The organism is Flavobacterium sp. GNP011 (genome assembly GCF_056428925.1).
In genome coordinates this window covers 57,672-79,343 of record NZ_JBWJVJ010000004.1, presented here as the reverse complement: position 1 = coordinate 79,343, position 21,672 = coordinate 57,672, and the positions used below count along the sequence as shown (strand labels likewise).

Annotated in this window: 19 protein-coding genes and 2 tRNA genes; 9 read left to right on the top strand and 12 right to left on the bottom strand. The window is 32.6% G+C overall.

Features of this window, described 5'->3' with window-relative positions; all coding sequences use genetic code 11:
• Nucleotides 1-39: 39 nt before the first annotated feature.
• Together AC061E_RS05250 and msrB are read right to left on the bottom strand one after the other, a co-directional pair.
• Nucleotides 40-1,347 carry an amidohydrolase gene (locus AC061E_RS05250; protein WP_478285328.1) on the bottom strand — a complete coding sequence of 436 codons (1,308 nt, stop codon included), beginning with the start codon at nucleotides 1,345-1,347 and terminating at the stop codon, nucleotides 40-42.
• A 196-nt stretch (nucleotides 1,348-1,543) separates the two neighbouring features.
• On the bottom strand, nucleotides 1,544-2,092 hold the full coding sequence (gene msrB, locus AC061E_RS05245) for a peptide-methionine (R)-S-oxide reductase MsrB (RefSeq protein WP_478285327.1): 549 nt from the start codon (nucleotides 2,090-2,092) through the stop codon (nucleotides 1,544-1,546).
• Between the two features lie 381 nt (nucleotides 2,093-2,473).
• Here msrB and idi point away from each other — a divergent pair, with 381 nt between their 5' ends.
• The 7 genes from idi to AC061E_RS05210 all read left to right on the top strand — a co-directional run bounded on the left by idi (nucleotide 2,474) and on the right by AC061E_RS05210 (nucleotide 5,673).
• Complete coding sequence (idi, locus tag AC061E_RS05240) at nucleotides 2,474-3,031, top strand: isopentenyl-diphosphate Delta-isomerase (RefSeq protein ID WP_478285326.1); 558 nt, start codon at nucleotides 2,474-2,476, stop codon at nucleotides 3,029-3,031.
• 12 nt (nucleotides 3,032-3,043) lie between these two features.
• Complete coding sequence (locus AC061E_RS05235; protein ID WP_478285325.1) at nucleotides 3,044-3,454, top strand: 6-pyruvoyl trahydropterin synthase family protein; 411 nt, start codon at nucleotides 3,044-3,046, stop codon at nucleotides 3,452-3,454.
• On the top strand, nucleotides 3,451-3,912 hold the full coding sequence (locus AC061E_RS05230) for a peroxiredoxin (protein ID WP_478285324.1): 462 nt from the start codon (nucleotides 3,451-3,453) through the stop codon (nucleotides 3,910-3,912). The genes AC061E_RS05235 and AC061E_RS05230 overlap by 4 nt, the downstream gene beginning before the upstream one ends.
• A 90-nt stretch (nucleotides 3,913-4,002) precedes the next feature.
• Nucleotides 4,003-4,962, top strand: coding sequence for a type I phosphomannose isomerase catalytic subunit (locus tag AC061E_RS05225; RefSeq protein WP_478285323.1), 960 nt, complete (start codon nucleotides 4,003-4,005; stop codon nucleotides 4,960-4,962).
• A gap of 71 nt (nucleotides 4,963-5,033) precedes the next feature.
• On the top strand, nucleotides 5,034-5,300 hold the full coding sequence (locus tag AC061E_RS05220; protein WP_144893109.1) for a hypothetical protein: 267 nt from the start codon (nucleotides 5,034-5,036) through the stop codon (nucleotides 5,298-5,300).
• A 78-nt stretch (nucleotides 5,301-5,378) separates the two neighbouring features.
• Nucleotides 5,379-5,452 (top strand) — tRNA-Thr (locus AC061E_RS05215).
• 147 nt (nucleotides 5,453-5,599) lie between these two features.
• Nucleotides 5,600-5,673 (top strand) — tRNA-Thr (locus AC061E_RS05210).
• A gap of 352 nt (nucleotides 5,674-6,025) precedes the next feature.
• On the opposite strand, the gene AC061E_RS05205 is transcribed toward AC061E_RS05210, so the two are convergent.
• From AC061E_RS05205 to AC061E_RS05160, 10 genes are all read right to left on the bottom strand, one after another.
• Nucleotides 6,026-6,736 carry a DUF4369 domain-containing protein gene (locus tag AC061E_RS05205; RefSeq protein WP_478285322.1) on the bottom strand — a complete coding sequence of 237 codons (711 nt, stop codon included), beginning with the start codon at nucleotides 6,734-6,736 and terminating at the stop codon, nucleotides 6,026-6,028.
• Between the two features lie 175 nt (nucleotides 6,737-6,911).
• Nucleotides 6,912-8,774, bottom strand: coding sequence for a M61 family metallopeptidase (locus AC061E_RS05200; RefSeq protein WP_478285321.1), 1,863 nt, complete (start codon nucleotides 8,772-8,774; stop codon nucleotides 6,912-6,914).
• Between the two features lie 47 nt (nucleotides 8,775-8,821).
• The gene (locus tag AC061E_RS05195; protein ID WP_478285320.1) at nucleotides 8,822-9,763 is read right to left on the bottom strand and encodes an alpha/beta hydrolase; all 942 of its coding nucleotides are present in this window, start codon (nucleotides 9,761-9,763) and stop codon (nucleotides 8,822-8,824) included.
• On the bottom strand, nucleotides 9,764-9,949 hold the full coding sequence (locus AC061E_RS05190; protein ID WP_478285319.1) for a hypothetical protein: 186 nt from the start codon (nucleotides 9,947-9,949) through the stop codon (nucleotides 9,764-9,766).
• A gap of 211 nt (nucleotides 9,950-10,160) precedes the next feature.
• Entirely contained in the window at nucleotides 10,161-10,439 is a 279-nt protein-coding gene (locus tag AC061E_RS05185) for a DUF2805 domain-containing protein (protein ID WP_086455130.1), read from the bottom strand.
• A gap of 295 nt (nucleotides 10,440-10,734) precedes the next feature.
• Nucleotides 10,735-11,343: an alpha-ketoglutarate-dependent dioxygenase AlkB family protein gene (locus AC061E_RS05180; protein WP_478285318.1), complete on the bottom strand. Its 609-nt coding sequence runs from the start codon at nucleotides 11,341-11,343 to the stop codon at nucleotides 10,735-10,737.
• A 4-nt stretch (nucleotides 11,344-11,347) separates the two neighbouring features.
• Nucleotides 11,348-11,701, bottom strand: coding sequence for a DoxX family protein (locus AC061E_RS05175; protein WP_478285317.1), 354 nt, complete (start codon nucleotides 11,699-11,701; stop codon nucleotides 11,348-11,350).
• 67 nt (nucleotides 11,702-11,768) lie between these two features.
• Complete coding sequence (locus AC061E_RS05170; RefSeq protein ID WP_478285316.1) at nucleotides 11,769-12,665, bottom strand: EamA family transporter; 897 nt, start codon at nucleotides 12,663-12,665, stop codon at nucleotides 11,769-11,771.
• A gap of 58 nt (nucleotides 12,666-12,723) precedes the next feature.
• Nucleotides 12,724-13,893 (bottom strand): DUF1501 domain-containing protein, encoded by a 1,170-nt coding sequence (locus AC061E_RS05165; RefSeq protein ID WP_478285315.1) that lies wholly within the window; start codon nucleotides 13,891-13,893, stop codon nucleotides 12,724-12,726.
• 10 nt (nucleotides 13,894-13,903) lie between these two features.
• Nucleotides 13,904-15,289: a DUF1800 family protein gene (locus AC061E_RS05160; protein WP_478285314.1), complete on the bottom strand. Its 1,386-nt coding sequence runs from the start codon at nucleotides 15,287-15,289 to the stop codon at nucleotides 13,904-13,906.
• Nucleotides 15,290-15,431: 142 nt separating this feature from the next.
• Here AC061E_RS05160 and AC061E_RS05155 point away from each other — a divergent pair, with 142 nt between their 5' ends.
• Together AC061E_RS05155 and AC061E_RS05150 are read left to right on the top strand one after the other, a co-directional pair.
• Nucleotides 15,432-17,561 carry a TonB-dependent receptor domain-containing protein gene (locus AC061E_RS05155; protein ID WP_478285313.1) on the top strand — a complete coding sequence of 710 codons (2,130 nt, stop codon included), beginning with the start codon at nucleotides 15,432-15,434 and terminating at the stop codon, nucleotides 17,559-17,561.
• Between the two features lie 650 nt (nucleotides 17,562-18,211).
• Nucleotides 18,212-21,658 carry an RHS repeat domain-containing protein gene (locus AC061E_RS05150; RefSeq protein WP_478285312.1) on the top strand — a complete coding sequence of 1,149 codons (3,447 nt, stop codon included), beginning with the start codon at nucleotides 18,212-18,214 and terminating at the stop codon, nucleotides 21,656-21,658.
• Nucleotides 21,659-21,672 lie beyond the last annotated feature (14 nt).

Below are 21,672 nucleotides of genomic sequence, written 5' to 3'. Positions count from 1 at the left end.
TCCACAAAAAAATAAATGGAATTTCTCTTGATTCTTGAATTATTTTTTAGATTTCATTTCCATATAATCTAGTGTAAGATGTGCCATAGAAGTCATTCCTAGTACAAAGCTTCCTTCATCAATGTAAAAATCAGGTGTGTGATGTGAAGGCATGTCACTTGGTTTTTTACCTTTAGGCATTCCTCCTATAAAGTAAAACAAACCTGGAATTTTTGCTTGGTAAAAAGAGAAATCTTCCGCTCCAGTTACTGCTTCGGTCAGTAGTACATTTTCTTTTCCAGCGGCAGCTTGCAGTGTAGGCAGCATTTGCTCAGTAAGTGAAGGTTCGTTATAGGTAATTAATGTTTTTTTGGTAATAGCCACTTCAGCTGTTGCCCCAGCACTTATAGCAATATTAGTAGCTATCGTTTTTATTTTGCCATGAATGAAATCTTGCGTTTCTGCATCTAATGTTCTAATGGTACCGGTCATCGTTAGAGACTCAGGGATAATATTGCTTCTCACTCCGGCATTAATTTGGCCAACACTTACCACAGCGGCATTTTGAGTGAGGTTTACATTTCTACTAACTATAGTTTGTAAACCCATAACAATTTGTGATGCGGTAACAATAGGATCAACAGATTGCCATGGATATGCGCCATGAGATTGCTTGCCATTAACTTTTATGGTAAACCAGTCAGAGGAAGCCATAGTTCCTCTTGGGCGGTATTTAATTTGGCCCACTTCGGTTTGAGCATTAATGTGTAGCCCAAAAATAACATCCACTTTTGGGTTGTTCAAAACGCCTTCTTTAACCATCAATTCAGCTCCTCCTTCTTCTCCTTCAGGCGGTCCTTCTTCTGCGGGTTGAAAAATAAATACGACAGTTCCTTTTATTTCGTTTTTTACCGAGGCTAAAACTTCGGCTGTACCCATCAACATCGCTACATGAGTATCATGTCCGCATGCATGCATTACACTTACGGTTGTGCCGTTGTATTCTCCGGTAGCTTTTGAAGCAAATGGTAAATTTGCACGTTCCATCACAGGTAAAGCATCCATATCTGCTCTTAATGCTACAACAGGACCTGGTTTTCCACCTTTTAAAACACCTAAAACTCCTGTTTTTGCAACTCCTGTTTTAACTTCAATGCCTAAACTTTGCAAATGGGCAGCTATTTTTTCGGCAGTTTTAAACTCCCTATTTCCTAATTCAGGATTTTCATGAAAATCACGTCTCCAGCTTACTACTTTAGATTCTAAAGAGGCTGCTTTACTGGTGATTTTGCTTTTTAAGGCATTGTTTTGAGCTTGTGTTCCAATTGAAAACAGTAGTAAACAAGGTAGTAAATAATAGGTATTCATGGAGCGTGATGAATTAGTTTAAATCGCTTTGCGCAAATAAATTGACATTTAGAAATTAAAGGTCTTTTTCAAAAGTAAGGAATATTTTTATTGTAGTTTGATTTATTTTATGTTGTTTCTAATAAAAAAAATCAGCTTGAATAAGCTCCAAACTGATTTTAGTTATTACAAAGGTTTTGTAATTTTATTATTCCTTTTACTTAGCATCAGGTATAAAGTCTAATGCAATAGAATTCATGCAATATCTTTTTCCAGTAGGCTCTGGACCGTCATCAAAAAGATGCCCTAAATGCCCGTCACATCTTCCGCAAAGGGCTTCGATTCGCTCCATTCCTAAAGAGTTATCATTTTTATAAACTACACTGTTTTTATTGTCTTGTTCAAAAAAACTTGGCCAACCGCAATTGCTCGAAAATTTGGCTCCAGATCTAAATAATTTGTTGCCACAAGCAGCACAGTAGTAGGTTCCTTTTTCGTCGGTATTCCAATATTTACCTGTAAAAGGTCTTTCGGTATCTGCATTTCGGGTTACTTCATAGACATCTTCGGGTAATACCTTTTTCCACTCTACGTCACTCACTTTTAGTTTAGCTGTGTCAGTATTAGAATAATAAGGATTTTCAGGTTTTGTGATAACTGATCCTGCAGTTGCAGTTTGCTTTTTTGCGGTGTTTTGTGCACAGGCAGTAAACATAAAAAGCGGAATTGCGAACAAAGCGCAAAAAAAAGTGATTTTAGTTTTCATGATTTCTTTTTTACAAATATAAATTCATTTTAGTTTCAAGCCTTCTTATTTTTAATGAATTAACAATTTAGAGCTTTGATTTAACTATTGTTATTTACGTTAAAAATCAAGAATTAGATTTGTAGAAAGTAAAAGTTTAGTTCTAGAAAAGAGAATCAAGAAAAAATTATAGATTTACTTTGAAACTGTTTTAAAAAGAGCTGTTTATAAGGTTTTGATTGTGAATAGAAATAATAGAAAGGCATTTTTGTATTACGCCATATTTTTTTTGATATTCAATTTTTAAATATGTTTCAATTGTGATTCAACAATTCGAAACAGAATGTTAAACCCAACATCCCATTATTTTTTTTCGTACTTTTGAAGTTATAATATACAAACATGCCAGAAGAAAATGTAATCTTAGTTAACGAACACGACGAGCAAATTGGGCTTATGCCAAAACTAGAAGCGCATCAAAAAGCAGTTTTGCATCGCGCTTTTTCTGTTTTTGTTTTGAACAGTCAAAATGAAATCATGCTTCAACAACGAGCACATCAAAAATACCATTCGCCTTTATTGTGGACCAATACCTGTTGTAGTCATCAAAGGGAAGGTGAGACTAATATTCAAGCCGGAACAAGAAGATTGCATGAAGAAATGGGTTTTGTGACCGAATTGAAAGAGCTGTTTCATTTTATTTATAAGGCGCCTTTTGACAACGGGTTAACAGAACATGAGCTGGATCACGTTATGATCGGGTATTACAATGAGGCTCCATTAATTAATAGAGATGAGGTTGAAAGTTGGAAATGGATGAAAATTGAAGACGTTAAAAATGACATGGAGGTTCATCCAGAATTATATACCGTTTGGTTTAAAATTATTTTCGAAGAATTTTATCACTATTTGGAAGATCACAAAAGCCCGTTAACTCAAGATAAATTAAAAAATAATTAATTTCTATACCATATGAAAGTTACCATTTCAAGAAAAGCTCATTTTAATGCAGCACATAGATTGTATAGAAAGGATTGGACTTTCGAACAGAATGACGCCGTGTTTGGGAAGTGCAATAATCCTAATTTCCACGGACATAATTACGATTTAACAGTAAGTGTCACTGGCGAAATTGATCCTGAAACGGGCTATGTTATGGACGTAAAATTTTTGAGTGATATTATCAAAGAAGAAGTCGAAAATCAATTTGACCATAAGAACTTAAATTTAGATGTACCAGAGTTTAAAGATCTGAATCCTACAGCCGAGAATATTGTAGTTGTGATTTGGGATAAAATCAAAAAGAAAATCAAACCTGAATTTGATTTAGAAGTAGTTTTGTATGAAACACCACGTAACTTTGTAACCTATAAAGGACTATGAAAGAATTAAAAGTTGGTGATGTAATACCGCATTTTACAGCCATAGATACTGACGGGAACACTTTTGATAGTGCTAGCGTAGTGGGTTCAAAACCATTAGTTATTTATTTTTACCCTAAAGATAATACGCCAGGTTGTACCGCGCAAGCGTGTAGTTTTAGAGATCAATACGAGGATTTTAAAGATTTAGGTGCTGAGGTAATAGGGATAAGTAGTGATAGCTTAGCTTCGCACCAAAAATTTTCAAAGCAGTATAAATTGCCTTTTATATTGCTATCAGATAGTGATAAAACTATTCGTAAAAGTTTTGGTGTTCCCACGGGTCTTTTTGGTTTAGTGCCAGGAAGAGTAACTTATGTGACAGATAAACAAGGTGTTGTGCAGATGGTTTTTGATAGCGTATTGGCAACAAAACACATACCTAAGGCATTACAAGCTATAAAAAAACTAGTTTTATAAAGTTGGTTTGCTTATATTTAAACTAATTTTTAAAGCTCTTTTTTTACATTTTCTTGAATTTAATTTTAATAACCAGTAACATCTCTCGATATGCAATTTTATCCTTTACAATTTGAGCCCATTCTAAAAGAAAGAATTTGGGGTGGTGAAAAATTGAAAAACGTTTTAGATAAACCTATAACTTCTTCTATAACAGGTGAAAGTTGGGAACTATCAGCAGTTGCAGGTGATGTAAGTGTGGTGGCAAATGGTGATTGGAAAGGAAAATCATTAACCTCCTTACTTGAGGATTTTCCTGAAGAAATATTAGGTTCAAATGTTTACGAAAAATTTGGTAACCAATTCCCTCTCCTTTTTAAATATTTAGATGCTCGAGAGGATCTGTCTATTCAAGTTCATCCTAATGACGCTTTGGCGAAAGCTAGGCATAAATCCTTTGGAAAAACAGAAATGTGGTATATCATGCAAGCAGATGCCGATGCCGAAATTATTGTTGGTTTCAAAAATAAATCCAATGCAGCGGAATATGTCTCTAACTTGAAAGAGAAAACTTTGCTTTCTATTTTAGATCAAAAGAAGGTTTTTGAAGGAGATGTTTTCTTTCTAGAAACAGGAACTGTGCATGCTATAGGTGCGGGAATGGTTGTGGCAGAAATACAGCAAACATCTGATATTACGTATCGTATTTATGATTTTGATAGGGTAGATGTTAATGGAAATACAAGAGAACTGCATGTTGATTTAGCTTTGGATGCCATTAATTACAATACAGTGGATACCCAAAGACACTATTTGAAAGAGGTTAACGTTTCTAATGAAGTAGTTCATTGTCCTTATTTTATTACCAATTTTTTACCACTTGATGGTGAGGTTTTAATGAATAAAACTAATGAGTCTTTTACGGTGTACATGTGTGTTGATGGCAATTTTAGTTTAAAGTTAAACGAAAAAGTATATCAATATAAAAAAGGGGATACACTACTGATTCCTGCGCGGATAAGTGCTTATGTGTTAAGTGGAAAAGCTTCTATTTTAGAAATTTACATTTAATAGTCAGTAATAGAAAGATTATATGTACTTTTGCAAACGCAAATTAAAAATCAAATTTTAAAAGAATAAAAATGGCAAACGTTAAAAATTTAAAGAAAGACATCAATTACGTTTTAGGTGATATTATTGAAGCAGTTTACTTATATGAAATTTCTACAACAGGAAAACCTACTACAGAAACAAATAATTTAATCGATGAGGCTATTGCAGCTTTTGATGTTTTGATCACTAAAGTTAATGCTAAAAATGTTGAAAATAAAAAAGCACATTTCAAGCAAATCAATGTAGAATTAGAACAAACTGCAAATCAATTGATTACTAAAATCAACGAATTATAGTCAAATAAATTCATAAAAAAGTGCAAATTTATTTTGGATTAGTCAAATTCATCTTTATATTTGCACTCGAAATGAGACGCCAGCGTAGCTCAGTTGGCTAGAGCAGCTGATTTGTAATCAGCAGGTCGTGGGTTCGAGTCCCTCCGCCGGCTCATTGTAAAACCACCTTTTTAGGTGGTTTTTTTTTGGAAAATAAATAAATAGCTATATTAAAGTTAGATGTACTATTTTTTAAATTTATTTAAATAAAACATTTGTTTAATTAAAAAACAGCATTATATTTGCACCCGTAATAAGTCGCCAGCGTAGCTCAGTTGGCTAGAGCAGCTGATTTGTAATCAGCAGGTCGTGGGTTCGAGTCCCTCCGCCGGCTCTTCTATAAACCACCTAATTTTTATTAGGTGGTTTTTTTTATAGCTCTAATTAACTTACATGTATTACTTTTAAATTGATTGTTAATGTTATATTTGAAAACTAACGTTAACACCGATTAATGCCGTGCAATATTTGATAAGAACTAAAGTTTCAATTAAATGTAGTGCGTAAATTTTAGACGATACACCATAATGTATATTTAAAAAAAATAGACACCACTTTTTTAGGAAACTTTTGTTTTAGGTATTTCTAAGTTAGGTTTTTCAAAACACATTTCAGAAAAAACATAAAAAAACCTGTGCAAAAAAAACATTTTTGCTCAGGTTTAGTTATTTAAGATGAACAAGTAGTTATTCTTGTTTTTTCAATGAGCTTACATATTTTGTTAGCTTTTTTCCATAAAGAGATTGAGCAACTTTAGGTGACATTGATTTTTGGATGGTATCTAAGTATTTTAAGTTGATATCGTATATTTCAGATAAGGCAATGTAAGGAGCAACTTCATAATCTCTATTATTTAAAGCAAAATTTGTAGCAAATAAATACCTTCTTTTTAGATTAGAATCTTGCTTAGCACTTAAACTGTCAATTTTTTTGTTGTTTTGTGTTTTAATTGCGCTGAATTTCTTTTGGATTAACTCCAAGTTTTCTTCATTAAAACGAGTTTTTATTAATTTGTATTCTTCAAATACCTCATTGTTTTTTGACCCTGTAACTTTGGCATCCATTAAATAATTGTCTAAACTGGTATCAATAGTCATGTTGCCAGGTTCTGCAAAAAAGGAAAGGTTGTTGTCTAATGAATTACTTACACCTCTATCAAGGAATAAATACAGCATTTCTGGTGATTCTAGGTTAATATGACTCTCGAATGAAGCATTTCCATCAATATTTATGGTGTCTAATGGAACCAGTGTTGTATCTACTATTCTTTGTAAGTATAGAGTGCCTTTCTTTAAACCTTTGATGTTGCCTGTGATGTGTAGGTTGCCTTTTGCATCTTCTTTATTACAAGAGGATAATAATGCTAGTGTAACAAGAGCAAATATTGTTTTTTTCATGTTGATATTGTGATTAAATAGTGCTGTTTATAATCGTTGTACAGCGGTTTTGGTTTCATTGTTATTGTGGCGCAAAATAAAGAAAAATGTTGGAATGCTGTTGTGTTTTTTTTATTTTACAAAAAAAATCCTAATTTATTTCTAAATTAGGATTCTGTTTATTGAGTTAAAATTATTATCCTTTTAACCATGCTTGTTTTAGTGTGGTTTTAGATACATCTGTAGCTTTGAGTTCTTCCTTGTCTTCGTAAGGAAGTTTTACTTTTCCTTTGATCACTTGTTCTACGCCGTTACGTTTAATTTTTACAGCAACTGAATCATCCTCTTTCCATTTTTGGCTATCAGTTATCATTTCGTAAATATTAGTAAGCGAGTAAGCTTTGTCATTGATGGCAAAAATGGTGTCACCTCCCACAAGTCCTAAAGTGCTGTAAAATACATTAAGTTCTATGTTTGGGATGATACTAATTTCCTTTGTTGCCTGGTCTACTGTAATGTACGGAACTTGACCTTTAAGGAATACATTTGCTGGAACTTTTTCAGATGTTTTTACAACTCCTACTTTAGCTAGAAAAGATTCATAAGGAATAGGAGTAGGACCTGCTATATAAGTCTTTAAGAAATCACCTACTTCAGGATACGTAAATGAAGTTATTTTGTCAAAAAGTTCTTTGTCATTAAATGGTTTTGAAACGCCATATTCCACAGATAATTTCTGCATTAAATCTAGAATACCTCTTTCACCATTACTTTTTTCTCTGATGATGATATCCAAACACATTCCTATAAGTGCTCCTTTTTCATATACGTTTAAGTATTGTGCTTTGTAAGGCTCTGTCAAAACATTGGCACTCATGGTTGTGAAAGGCATGGTGTCGTTTAGTTTTTTTGAGTTTTCAATTTTTTCAGCCATTCGCGTGTAAAATTCTTCTTCAGTAATCAACCCTTGATTGATTTGGAAAAGATTTGCAAAATATTCTGTAATGCCTTCATACATCCATAAATGTTCGGACATTTTTGGGGTATTAAAATCAAAATAGTGAATTTCTTTAGAGTGAATTGTTAACGGAGTTACAATGTGAAAAAATTCATGTGAAACTACATCTTTCATTGCATTTACAAGTTCAGCCTTAGGCATTGCCTCTGGTAGTACTACCGTGGTTGCGGTAGGATGTTCTAATGCGCCAAAACCTTTTGCATCTGTAGGGGTCATGCTTGATAAGTACAGCAATACAGTGTATTTTTTTGTAGCATTTATTTTTCCTAAAAATGTTTTTTGAGCAATCATCATGGTTTTCATGTCCGGAGTAATACTTTCAGCGGTCACTTTTCCATTTGGTGAAAAAACACTAATCAATATTTCCATCCCATCAACAGTAAATGTAGTGTAATCTGATTTTGCATACATGATTGGGTTTTCTACAAGCTCTGAGTATCTCGGGGTATTAAATACATCATTTGTTGTGCTGTTGTCAAGATCTTTCATAGATGTAGCACCCCACAATGTTTCAGGATGTGAGACTGATACGGTATATGATATGTCTTTTTTATTGTCAAAATAGCCTACAAAGCCGTGCATGTTTAGCATGAAATTTTTACCTGCATCAATATTTGTTCCTGCTGGAGAGAAAACATCATTTTTACCAAAACCACCACCTTTTTCAGTGTCGAAAGTATCATTAACAAGGTATGTTATTTTACTTAATGTAGTTGCGTTTTGAATATTCCAAGTATTGTCATCTGTTTTCGTAACGGTAAGTTGACCGCCTTTGCTATCAAATGCTTTGAAATCTTCAATATATTTTCCATAATCATCTATGGAATACGTACCCGGAATTATTTTTGGGACACTGTATGTGATTTCGTTTGTTTTTATTTTTGGAGCAACAACTGTTACTAACACCTTGTCTTCTTTTACATTGTTAATGTCAATTGTTACATTAACCTCTTCTTTTACAGCAGATGTTGCTGTGGTGCTTGTTGTTTTGCAACTCCACAGCATTGTTACAACTGCTAAGGAATAAATTATTTTTTTCATTGAGTATATATTATTTAAAGCAATTAGTCTGCTTGTTCAGGTTTTTGTTACAACTTTAAATTTTTAAGAAAAGAAAGTATTTCATTCAGTAGCTGATTGGAATTGGCTAATTCTGGACTATTGTAACTAGCTCTGTTTGCAGCATCATCACCCGTTATGTCTTTTAATACATGATTCATATTATTTATGAGTACTAGATTAGCTTCGGGTTTTGCTTGTTTAAGTAGTTGAGCGTCTGCTATACTTACTTGTAAATCTTTCGTGCCATTAATTATTAAGATGGGTATTTGTAGTTTTTTAATTTCATCTTCTGGCTGGTATTTTAGCCAAGAAATCATGTAAGGCTGCACGCTTGGTCTAAAGATGGAAGCAAGCATTTGGTTTTTGAGTTCAAACGTTTTGCCAGTTTTTAGGATTTCTAAATTTTGTTGTACTTCATCTTTTAAAAATGGTGCTTGTAGTGCAATTTGATCTAGAATAACAGCATCAATGCCTCGTCCTGAACCAGCTATTGAGATGTAAGCGTCTGTGTTTTGGTTTGCAGCCACTAATCCTATTAATGCGCCTTCACTGTGACCTATTATTACTATTTTTTTGTATTTTTTTTCATTTTTAAAAAACTGAACTACATCGTTTGCATCTGTAATAAAATCGTTTAATGACAGCGAAGCTTCATCTACGTTTCCTGCCTGTGCCATGGCAAACATCCTTTTGTCATAACTGAACGCGTGGATGGCATTTGAAGCAACACCTTCGCATAAAAATTTCAAGGAATTATTGACTAGATTTCTTTGGTTGCCATCCCTGTCTGTTGGACCTGAACCTGCAATAACTATTACAAGAGTGTTATTTTTTGAACTTTCATTAGGTGCATATAAAGTTCCCTTCAGCAAAGGGTTGATTGTAATATCTTTGTTTGTAAAGTTTTTATTTTGAGCATGACACCATGCAGTTAGCGTTATAAAAACAAAAGAGTAAATGATTTTCATTTAAGGTGTGTTTATTTGTTGTAGCACCGCTTCAGGAATTTCTACCTCAATGATTAATTTTTTGAAATAATGATCTCGTAATGTGACAATGATTGCGTTTTTTTTATTGGATACATCCCAAAAATTCCTTCCGTTTTTATAAAAAGTACCCGCTGTTATTAATCGGGGAATTTCTTTTCCAGGCATTCTGAGACCTTTTCAAAATGTGAATTTTGATTCGTCTTGATACGCCTTAATTATTTTTTCTTTAGAGATGCTTAGTTTATTTTGGAGCGACCATATTTTGTGCCAACCCATTATTTCGAATGAAATGGTTTTGTTTATTGTTGTAACTGCTACCCTATTTTTTGAATTGTAAGCAAACAAAAAAACTCCCGTAAATCAGGAGTTTCATGTTTTAATCTAGTTTGTTTTTGATATAATATTTACCATCCAAATCTTCGTCAAAATCATCAATTTTCAAAGGTTTTGGTTTTGGTTTATTTGCTACAGCTTTCTTTTTCCACATTTCAAATTTTTCAGCAGGCATTTTCTTTTTCATGATTTCGAGAATCTCTTTTTCTGCTAAGCCAAATTCTTTTTTAATGATTTCAAAAGGATTTTTTTCTTCTAAAGCCATTGTAACAAGTTTTTCTGTTTGCTCCCAGTTTAATTCTTTTCGGTTACTCTTTTTCATCACGTGAAAATTAATTCAAATAAGTTGTAAATGGTTAATAATGTATATTTCTAATTTGTTACCAATATTAAGAAAAAAATCAATTGGATTTTATCAAAACTGCATTTTTTTTATTGTTTCTAAAATATTTTTTTTAAGTATTTTTTGATGTTTGTTTTTTATTGCATTTCTGTTGTATCGTAAAAAATCCGTAGACTAGATTTGTTGAGACAAATTTTCTATATTTTGCCTAGCTATTACTGATAAAGTGTATATAAATTTGTGGTTCAATGATTGGTTATTTGGTACTTTATTGCTAAATAATTACCCTAAAAGTAAGGTTTATTCTGGGTTCTACAGGTTTTGCAGTTTTTGGAATTTGATGTTTCCAGAAATGTTGTGTACTTCCTTTCATGAGCAGTAAACTCCCGTGTTCAAGTAAAAGGTTTAGTTTTTGATCCTTTAAATGATTGTGTTTCATTTGGAAATTACGTGTTGCCCCAAAACTCAATGAGGCAATTGTAGGATTGATTCCCAGTTCTTTTTCGTTATCAGCATGCCAACCATTACTGTCTTTTCCATCTCGATATTGATTTAAAAGAACGGTTGTAAAAATAGTATTGGCGGCAGCCTCCACCTGTTTTTTTAGTTTTTGCAACAGTGCATTCCAAGGGTGTGGCTGCATGGTAATATTAGAATAGGAGTAGGGCTTCCCTTCATTTCCATAAAGTGCAGTCAATCGTGGTTGCGGGTGAACTTTTCCGAAAACGCGAATGTCATCTTGCTGCCATGGGATATCTTGAACTAGGCTCAGGTAGATTTCATTGGCTGTAGCCAAATCAAAAAAGGCAGGGTAATACGTGATTTCAGCATCTGGAACCTGAAATTGTATCGGTTGTTCCTGATTTTCAAAAAAGGATTCCATAATTTTACGTATATTGATATGCCCAAAAAATCAATGCAAACTGCAAAGGTAATCTCAGGAACAATACCCATTTTGGTAATCCCATGCTAGCTTTAGGATCAAAATACATGTAAATATGAGTAGGAAAAATGGCAATTAACAAAGCAATTACGCCCCATGCAGCTGCGTTTGACAGCTGGGGTATACATAATGTTATACCAAGAATAATCTCGGCTAATCCACTGATGGCGTTTAGCGCTTTGGGGTTTGGGAAATAGGGCGGAATGATTTTTAAGTATAATCTAGGATTCCTAAAATGGTTTATTCCTGCAATGAAATATATAAAAGCCATTCCGTACAAATGCCAAGGTAAATTCATGATAAAATTGTTTATTACGAATTTAGAAAAAAAAGCCCAATTAAAGCTAATTAGAATCAAATAGTCTTTACAAAGTCTTTTTGAAGTTGATATTCATAATCACAATTGCAATTATAATCAGAATAATTCCAAACCATTGCAGGGTATTTACAGACTCACTCAACAAGAAATAGGCCATAAGTACAGATACAGGAAGTTCTAATGCGGATACAATACTGCCTAGTCCGATACCTGTAAGTGGGAAGCCAGCATTGAATAATAAAGGTGGAATTATAGTGCCAAAAAGCGCTAATACAATACCCCATTTAAGAAAAATATCAAAGTTAAAGGCACCTGTTTGTGTAGCTATAGCAAACCCAGTCACGATTACCGCTCCGCCAAGTAGCATATAAAGACTGCGTTGTGCAGATGAAATTTGAGTAGCAACTCTATTTGCAGTAAACATGGTAGTGGTGAAGGAAGTGGCGGCCAAGAGGCCTAAAACGATACCACGCCAGTCTAGTTCTACCGAACTTTCAATTAAATTTGTAGCCAAGGCGGTTCCTGCAAGAACTATTAAAACCGATATTATTTTTTGCGTTGAGGGTGCTTTTTTTTCTAAAATCATTTCAAATATAACCCCCATCCAAACGGTTTGCATCAATAGAACAATAGCAATTGATACTGGTATGTATTTTACAGCTAAATAATAAAATACACTTGTCATACCTAGGGAGGTTCCGGCCAGCATTAATTGGGTAATATTTTTTGTAGATGCTTTTACAACCTCAGTCCCTTTTTTTGATTTTTGAAAAGCATTTATCAGTAGCATTCCTAAAATTCCATAGGTGAATTGAGCAGTGGTTACCTCCGGAGTTGTAAAGCCTTCGCCGTAAGCAATTTTTACAAATGTAGCCAACATTCCGTAGCTAGTAGCACCAAGTCCCACAAGGAATACTCCCTTTAAAATACTATTCTTCATCATTTTTGTTCTATTTTTAAAAGCGGGCAAAGATAGTTTTTTAAAGTGATTTACAGCATTTTTAAAAGAGACCTTTTAATTCGGGGTTTCGAATTCCAATTTTAACAGGATCAAACTCCATTTTTTGTCGTAAAAGTGATGCATATACACTCCTAAAATCTATTTCATGTTTTAAATCTCCTCCGTCTAAGTCTTGTAAATTAGGGTTGTTACCAATTATTGTTCCTTTATTGCTTCCGCCAATGACAAATAGAGGCGCAGCAGTTCCATGATCTGTTACTTTACCATTGTCCTTGACGCGTCGGCCAAATTCAGAAAAAACTACTATGGAAACGTTCTCTAACAACTCCGCTTTCTTTAAGTCTTGGTAAAAACTGAATACCGCATCATTCAGTTCTGTAAGTTTGTTGTTATGAATTGTAAGTTGGTTATCATGCGTGTCAAAACCATTCAGTGAGGTATAATACACTGTGGAGTTTAAATTTCCTTTGATTAAGCGCGCCATCCATTCTAGATTTTTGGATAAACCTGTTTTGGGGTATACCACTTCGGCGGGAGCACTTTTTTTTAGGGCATTTTGTATCTCGTCAGAACCTTCAACTACAGAATTTGCTATTTTTCTAACAAAGTCTAATTGCGGATTTGTTGTTAGTTTTGAGTTGACTTCTATTTTGTTTCCAACAAGAAATCGGTTTGGATCTTTTACCGTGATCGAATTAGGTTCTTCACCTTTGAGCGCTAAGTTGTCAATAGTATCAATGTTTATCCCTGCTGTGGGCTGGTGTTCTTTACATTGGAAATCTAAGAAACGTCCTAGCCAACCGTCATTTAAAAACTCTTGATTTATAGGAGCTGTTTGCCAAATTTCCTGACTTCTAAAATGAGATTTTACAGGATTTGGGTACCCAACATTTTGGATTACAGCTAAGTCGCCACTTTGTTGCATTTGAGCAAAGTTTTTTAAAGCAGGATGAAAACCCATTCCCTGTGCTGAATGTAGTATTTCATTTTTTGAAATTGCAATTTTTGGACGAAAGTCATAATACATCATATCCTGATAGGGAATAAAGGTATTTAGGCCATCATTTCCGCCGTTGAGTTGAATAAAAACTACACATTGCTCTCCAGTAATTATACTTTTTTGTTTCCCAAAAGAATATAAAAAATCTGGTAAAAGCAGAGTTCCTGCAGTAAGAGTACCTGTTAAGTTTAAAAAGTTTCTTCGGTTCATAATGCTAGCTTTAGATAAGTTGAAATTCTGGGGTTTTTATCATGAAATTAACCAATCGCAGCACTGCAAATTGTGAGCCTTCAATTGAACCATCAAAATCATATTTCAATATTTTTTCAAAATCGGCCTTCATGACGTCATCAATCTGGAATAATAATCGGTTTTCAAATGCATTGATGATCGTTTTATTGGTATCCGTTTTATTCCATTTTAATTGAAGATTCACGATTTTATTTGCATTTTTATTTTCCTTCATTTCACCATTAAAATTCCGGTTTAAATTTTTTCCGTTACAAAGTAAATCGGCTACATTATTGCGTTGTAAGTACACTTGGGATGTTAACCATGAATTTCCGCCATCCCATCCTTTTACATTGGGTTGGTCCATCAAATCCATTCCTTGTTGCTTACAAAAAAGCACAATCATTTTTGTGTTAGTAGTTTTGATTCCAAGTTCGTGAATTATTTGGAGGCTGTATTCTAGTGGGTTTTTTATTTTGGAGCCTGCTGTTTTTTTAGGATACTCTTTGGTGAAAATTTTTAAAAGTAAGGGCTGTATTTCAAAATTCATTTTTCTGAAATAGTCTCCATAATAATTAACTAATTCTTCATTTGGGTTGTCATAAATAAACCATTTTAGAATTTTGCGAGTCAACAAATAAGGAACTTGTGGCTGTTCAAAAATAAGGTCTATCATAGCATCAATTTTAAAACTTCCTTTTTTGCCTAGATAGTCAAAAGCTTCATTATCTTCAAAAAAGGTTCGGTATACTGCTTGGTCTTCGCCAAGACCAAGTCCTGCAAGTCCTTTAGCGCCACCTTTTATGTCTGTTTCAGTATAATTCCCAATACCTAGAGTAAACAATTCTAGTAATTCTCTGCTTAAATTTTCATTTATTTTGCCTTTTCTATTGTCTACATTGTCAAGATAGCGCACCATAGCATTGCTTTGAATTATTTTTTTTGTTAAGGTTTTGAAATTTCCAAATGCATTTTCTCTAAGAATTTGATTGTGTTGAAAAACCCAATAATTGACCTTTACTTTTTGTAGCGTTGATACAAAATGATTGTGCCAAAAACAGGTCATTTTTTCGCGTAAAGGATATGTCTCGTTTTGTATTTTATCAATCCACCAACTCTTCAATTCGAGTGAAGTTTGTGCTTCCTTTTTACGCAATTCCTTTATTTGTTCTGGACTGGCATCTTTAAGTTTTTTTCTATATTGTTGTAATTCGGTGATAGATTTTGGGCTGTCAACCATAAAATCAGGGACTTTATAATCATGTAACGTTGCGAACGAAGCCTCTAGAAATGAATTAATTCCCATAGTTTGTAGTTTTTCGGCTTGCTTTGACGAAAAACCAAGTCGTAAGGACCAGAGTGTTTGTGTGTTCATAAAGAGTTATTTAAAATAGGACAAATTGTTCTAAAAAAGGTTTAATCTTAACTAATTAATCTATTACTAAGAAAAATTAAATTGTCAGTTTTGTAACATTTCTTTTATAAAGAAGTCTTATGGGGTATCTGATATAAAAAACATGAAAAAAGTACATTTTATTATTTTGTTGAGTTTGATTTGTATAACGGGTAGTATGGCTCAAACTACTCCAGAGAAAACTCCTGAAACCGAAACTGAAAAAACTACAGAGTTGAAAGAAGTAACCATTGTAAAAACTAAAAAAGCAGTGGAGCAAAAAGCAGACCGAACCATTTTTAACTTCTCTGACCAACCTAGCTTAAATACAGGTTCTGTGCTAGAGGGAATTAAGAAATTACCAGGTTTAATAGCCTCGGATATTGCTGGAATGATGTTTCAAGGCAAGCAACTGGATGTGTTTATGGATGGTAGACCACTTAATATTTCTACTAATGAACTCAATGCTTTCCTAGAGGGAATGCCCGCTAATGCTATTGAAAAAATTGAAATTATTACACAGCCAGGTGCCGAGTTTCCGGCAACTTCAGGAGGTGCAATCCTTAATATAATTACCAATAAAAACGCCAAAAATTATTTAAGTGCTACTTATACTAATAGCACTAGTTTTACCAGTTATGATGATGTGCGCTGGAGAGTGAATAATAGTGTCTTATTGAGTGCCAAGAATAAATATTTTGGATGGCAATTAAACATGGGGCAAAATTATAGAGAAAATGCTTTATGGACTTCCTTAAAAAATGAGGAAAACGGTGGTAGCGCTTTATTAACAGCAACAGAAGCTGATCGTGTGGGACGAAATAATTTTGTAAAATCAGCGCTTACTTTTGATATTGGTAAAGATAGATTACTTCTTAATTATGATCTCACGCACAATAATAATAACAGTCAAACACTTTCAAATGGACCAGGCTTTACTACTAATGATGCTTCAACGAGCGGTGGTTTTCGTCATGACGCGGTAGTTACCTATCAAAAAAAGTTTGACAATGCGGCAAAAAAACTAGAGTTTAGATTCAATTATAACCGAAATTCTAATGAATTTCAATTAGAACCAGCAGGTTCAACTACCCCGTTGTTAGACAATGCTTCACAACAAGAATTATTGAATGCAAAAGTAGATTTTTCACAACCTATTAAATTCTCTGATGAAGGTAAGCTAAATGTTGGTGCTTTGTACGAAGAGCTTTTGTTTGATGCTTCCAATAGAGGTGTAACCAACTTAGACTACAAGCGTAGAACCGCTTCAACTTACTTAGAATTTCAAACAAAATTTGACAAATTTAATTTTATTCTTGGCGGTCGAGCCGAAGATTACAACATAACTGGAAATACAGATGTTGCTAAACTTGCAGAATTTAATCAGTTTAGGTTTTTTCCCAATGCAAGTGCGCAGTACAATTTTAGTAATGCCGTTAATTTTAATATGAACTACAACAAAAAAATTACCTTGCCAAGTACATCGGCATTGAACCCAAATAACACCAATTATCAAAACCCTAATGTTGAATATTCTGGTAACCCTAACTTACAGCCTACTATATTTGATAATTATGAAGTTAAATTAAGTGCTTTTGATTATGCATTTGTAAGCTACAACATGAGTGTAGCAAAGAACCAAGTAATCAATAGGGTTTTTCTAACGAATAATCTTGTAGTCAATACAAATGAAAATATCCAAGAGGTTAAGATTCATAATTTTAGTGTAGGAATGCCTATTCCTTATATGTTGTTTACCAAAGGGCTAGCCGAAACGATGAAAATGAATGTAAACCCAGATACGATGAATTTTTTATACGTGTATGCGGGTTACCAATACCATCAAATTCCTAAAGTAGATACAAACGGTTTTTGGATGTTTAATTTTATGTCTCAGTTACTTTTGCCCAAAAAAGTAAAATTTGTGGCCAATTATAATTACGTTATTCCAAGAGGAAATTATTTTTACTTTATAGCAGTTGAGCCCCTTAGAAATTCTTTAGACTTTACTTTTTCGAAAAAATTCTTAAAAGATCAGTTGACAGTATCACTTTTTGCAGATGATATTCTAAACACCAATAGAAACGCATTCAATTCCTTTGAGACGCCTTTACTTATAAGCAGTAAGCAAGACACGAGAAAATTTGGTTTTAGTTTGAACTATAAAATACCAACTAAAAACAAACTGGCAAAAGAAAATCCGAGTTTATTAAACAACGAGAAAAAAGAAGAAGGCGGTTTAATCAATCAATAAACAATTTCTAAAAAGCTTAACGTTGTTAGACCAGACACAAATTTTAGATGAATTTTAATTGATTTTGATAATAAAGAGCTCAATGTTATATTGGGCTCTTTTTTGGTGAAAATTTATCTGACTCAGTTTACACAAGCTATTGCTTTGCTAATCAACGCCAAAGTTCCCTTGTTGAACAGCATACAAATGGTAAAAAAAATGATCCAGTTTGCTCCCTTGCAAGAATCGTTGAAGGCTGTAGAAAACATACTATCTCAAATGGACATAGTTTAAGCGAAAGTCTAAAAGCGAATTCGTTGTTTGATAACCGCATCATCTCTATGGAAAAGTAGTAGAAGAAACCAACCAAACGGACTATGTTTTTCAGCAACTTAGCAAGCAATACAGCCAAGAGGTAATGAAGATATGCAAAGTTTTAACCAAGGTCCTGTAACCTTTTTTTATTCTTTTCATTTTATTATTCTTTTCATTTGGGTTTTAGTAGCGGTATTGCTTGTGGCTATGTATTTGCCAATGTTTCAGTTGAGTAGTGTTATAAATTAATTTTTTTCTTACAAATTTAATTTAAAGAAATTAAATAATAAATTATGATTTGTACGTAATTTATATTATATTTGATCGTTCTTTATCAAATTTATATTTTTAATTATATGAAAAATAGCTTTCTAATTTTCTCTTTGCTTTTTATTACGTTTTTATTTTCTCAAAATACACAAATAAAAACAGAGTTGCCAACAATAATTCCTCCATCACCAACCGCATCTGCTTTAATGAAGTTTGAAGAAGTGCCAGTAAGTAATTATACCGGGATCCCAGATGTTTCAATACCATTATTTACTAACTCTACACATTCAAAGGATATTAATATTAATATCAGTTTAAAATACCATTCAGGAGTAGGAGCTAATGATAGAGCTAGTGATGTAGGCTTAGGATGGAGTCTATTTGCTGGAGGTTCAATCTCAAGAACAGTTAGAGGGCTGCCCGATGAAATTTTAATTAATTACAACGCAAATGATACCAAAGTAGGCCTATATCATACCGATAGTTATATTAGTAATGACATAAATAATTATTATTACTACAAAGAAAATATAGCTAATACAACCCAAGATTACTATCAAAATAATTTGTCAACACAATCTTTAGACATAGGGAATGAATTCTTATGGACAGCTGCAAATACCAATAAATACGATACTGAACATGATTTATGGCAGTTTAACTTTATGGGAATTTCAGGGAGATTTTATATCAAGAAAAATTTAAATAATAATTTGCTTGAAATTATACCTCTTGATGATTATCGTTTAAAGATAATTTATAACTACGGAAATGTAAATAGTAATCCTTATACTCCTTTAAGTTTTACTATTTTTGATGAGAAAGGTTATAAGTATATTTTTGATGTCTTTGAGAATTCAAACAATACAACTGCTTCATCTAATACTTACTTTATAAATGAAGACTCATATAATTATTCATTTTCAGATAATATTGAAGCCGAAAAGCCTTTTAAAAGTTCCTTCCATCTTTCTAAAGTTTATGATAACAATAACAAATTATTGATTGATTTTATTTTCAATACGGAAAGTTATGTAGAATCATTTAATAATTATTCAACTAATAAAACAGATATTGATAAGTATCTAATGGCTGACAATAATAAATGTGCTAATTATCCACCTCTTGAATCTACTTCAGTATCTACTACTAGAATTGATGTAAAAAAAATTCAAGTTATAGATATAATTGGTAATGCTAAAATTTATTTTAATTATTTAAAAGGACGATTGGATGACAATATTAATATTAAAGAGCAAACTGCTTATCTTAATTCGATAATTATTAAAGATAATTATTCCAAATTTGTCAAACAGTTCAATTTTGAGTATGAATACTCAAGAATATTAAATACAAGAATGCTGTTGAAAAAAGTAAAGGAAAAAAATGAAAATCAGCAATCTATTACAAATTCGGAATTATTTTACAAACAAAATCAGTCTAATGGCAAAACAATTGGAATAGATTATTGGGGTTTTTTTAATCTAATTGATAATTGTGAAATTACTACTAGTAATCATAGAAATCCTTCTGTAGAATTCAGTTCTACAGACCTGTTAGAAAAAATCAAATATCCTACTGGCGGATCTGTAAATTTTGAGTTTGAATCTAACACGTATTCATTTATTGGAGATCAGGAGATTACAAATTTTGACGAGAACAGCACTAATTTTTATTTATCTAATACAACCTTGTTAAGTTTCAATAATTCCATTCTAAAAGCTTTACCTATTTCTACAATTGAAAATAGAAAGGTCAAATTTTATCCAAGTATTGCTCTTAATGAAGATCCTAGTCAAGACACTAAATCATTTAGTTTATTAAAAAAGGAGAATGGGCAATGGACTAAAGTCACCAGTTTAACTTGTTCATTTACCAATGCGGCTTGCTGTATTGAATTTATTCTCGAAAAAAATATAGAGTATGCCATACGTAGAAATAATTTTGACTTAAACTATTCGGGGACAGATACTATGATGATTGAGTATTATAGTAAAAATTCAGAACAAAAAAAATATTTATACGGAGGAGGTAATAGAATCAGAAATATCAAATATTTCCTTTCAGATACTAGTAACCCTTCATCTACTGCCAAAATTAAAAATTACAATTATAATTTTTTTACCATTCAAAGCAAATCAAGTGGTTCACTTGTTTTTCCTAAGCCCATATATGAATATTTTGATAAATTTGCTTATAATTATTCCTTCTCTCCATATAGTGGTTTCGGTTGTAATGATAATCTTAATACAGAAGTTTCTTTTTTGAATTATACATCCAGTAATAACTTAATTAGTTTAAAAACTGCTGGAGCAGATGTTGGCTATTCCGAAGTGTCTGTGTCAGAAACTGGCTTGGGCAGAACGGATTACACATACACTTCGCCTCGTAATTATCCAGAAACAAATATTGCTACAGGTATTCCCTTCATACCTAGTAAAAATTTCGATTACAAAAGAGGGTTAGTATTGAATGAAATTGTATATAATGATTTAAACCAAAGCATTAGAGAAACGACTTATATTTACGATTTTCAAAACTATTTGGAACATACAGGCACAAGATTCAGAAAACCAGCTGGAAGTTGTTACACAGGTTCTTTATTTTCTACGTATGAAACTTATCTTTATTATTTAAATAATCAAACAGATTGTATAAGTTGCAGGTCAAATTTTTCTATGACGGCAAGTTTTTTATGTGGGTTACCTTTGGATATTGATACCCCGAAAATAATTCCTTACCCTATTTTTGAAGCTTTTGGTTGGTCAAAACTAACAGCAAAAAACACCAAGAATTACTATTACATCGGTGGTACTACTAATATGTTAGAAACAAATGAGACTTACACTTATAATAGTTTAAACAAACAAATAGAATCACAAACTAGTTCTAATAGTTTAGGTGAAAACATAAAAACCAATTATTATTACCACAGCGGTAATTCACTAAATTCTCAAAATAGAATTTCAGAGATTGAAAAAATAGAGACTTTTAACAATAGTACGTTATTATCTACTAATAAAATTGATTATTCAAATACATGGGCTAGTAATCAGTCTTATCTACCAAAATTTATTATGACATCTAAGGGGACTAATACTTTAGAAGAAAAGTTAGAGTATAAATCCTATGATGAATTTGGTAATCCACTTGAGCTTAAACAATCAAATGGTATTCCAATAACTTATATCTGGGGTTACAATCAAACGCAACCCATAGCAAAAATAGAAAATGCAACTTATGCACAAGTACAACAATACGAAGCAAATTTGCAAGCGTTATCAAATGGCACTGATGAAAATGCATTAACAGCTGCATTAAATGCCTTAAGAACAAATTTACCAAATGCTATGATCACTACCTATACCTATATTCCATTGGTGGGAGTGAGAACCATTACAGATCCTAAAGGACTAAAAACCACTTATGAGTATGATGCTTTCAATAGATTGAAATGGGTGAAAGATCAAGATGGAAATGTGTTACAAAAATACTGTTACAACTACAAAGGTGAAACTATTAACTGTCAATAAAATAGTAATAGTTC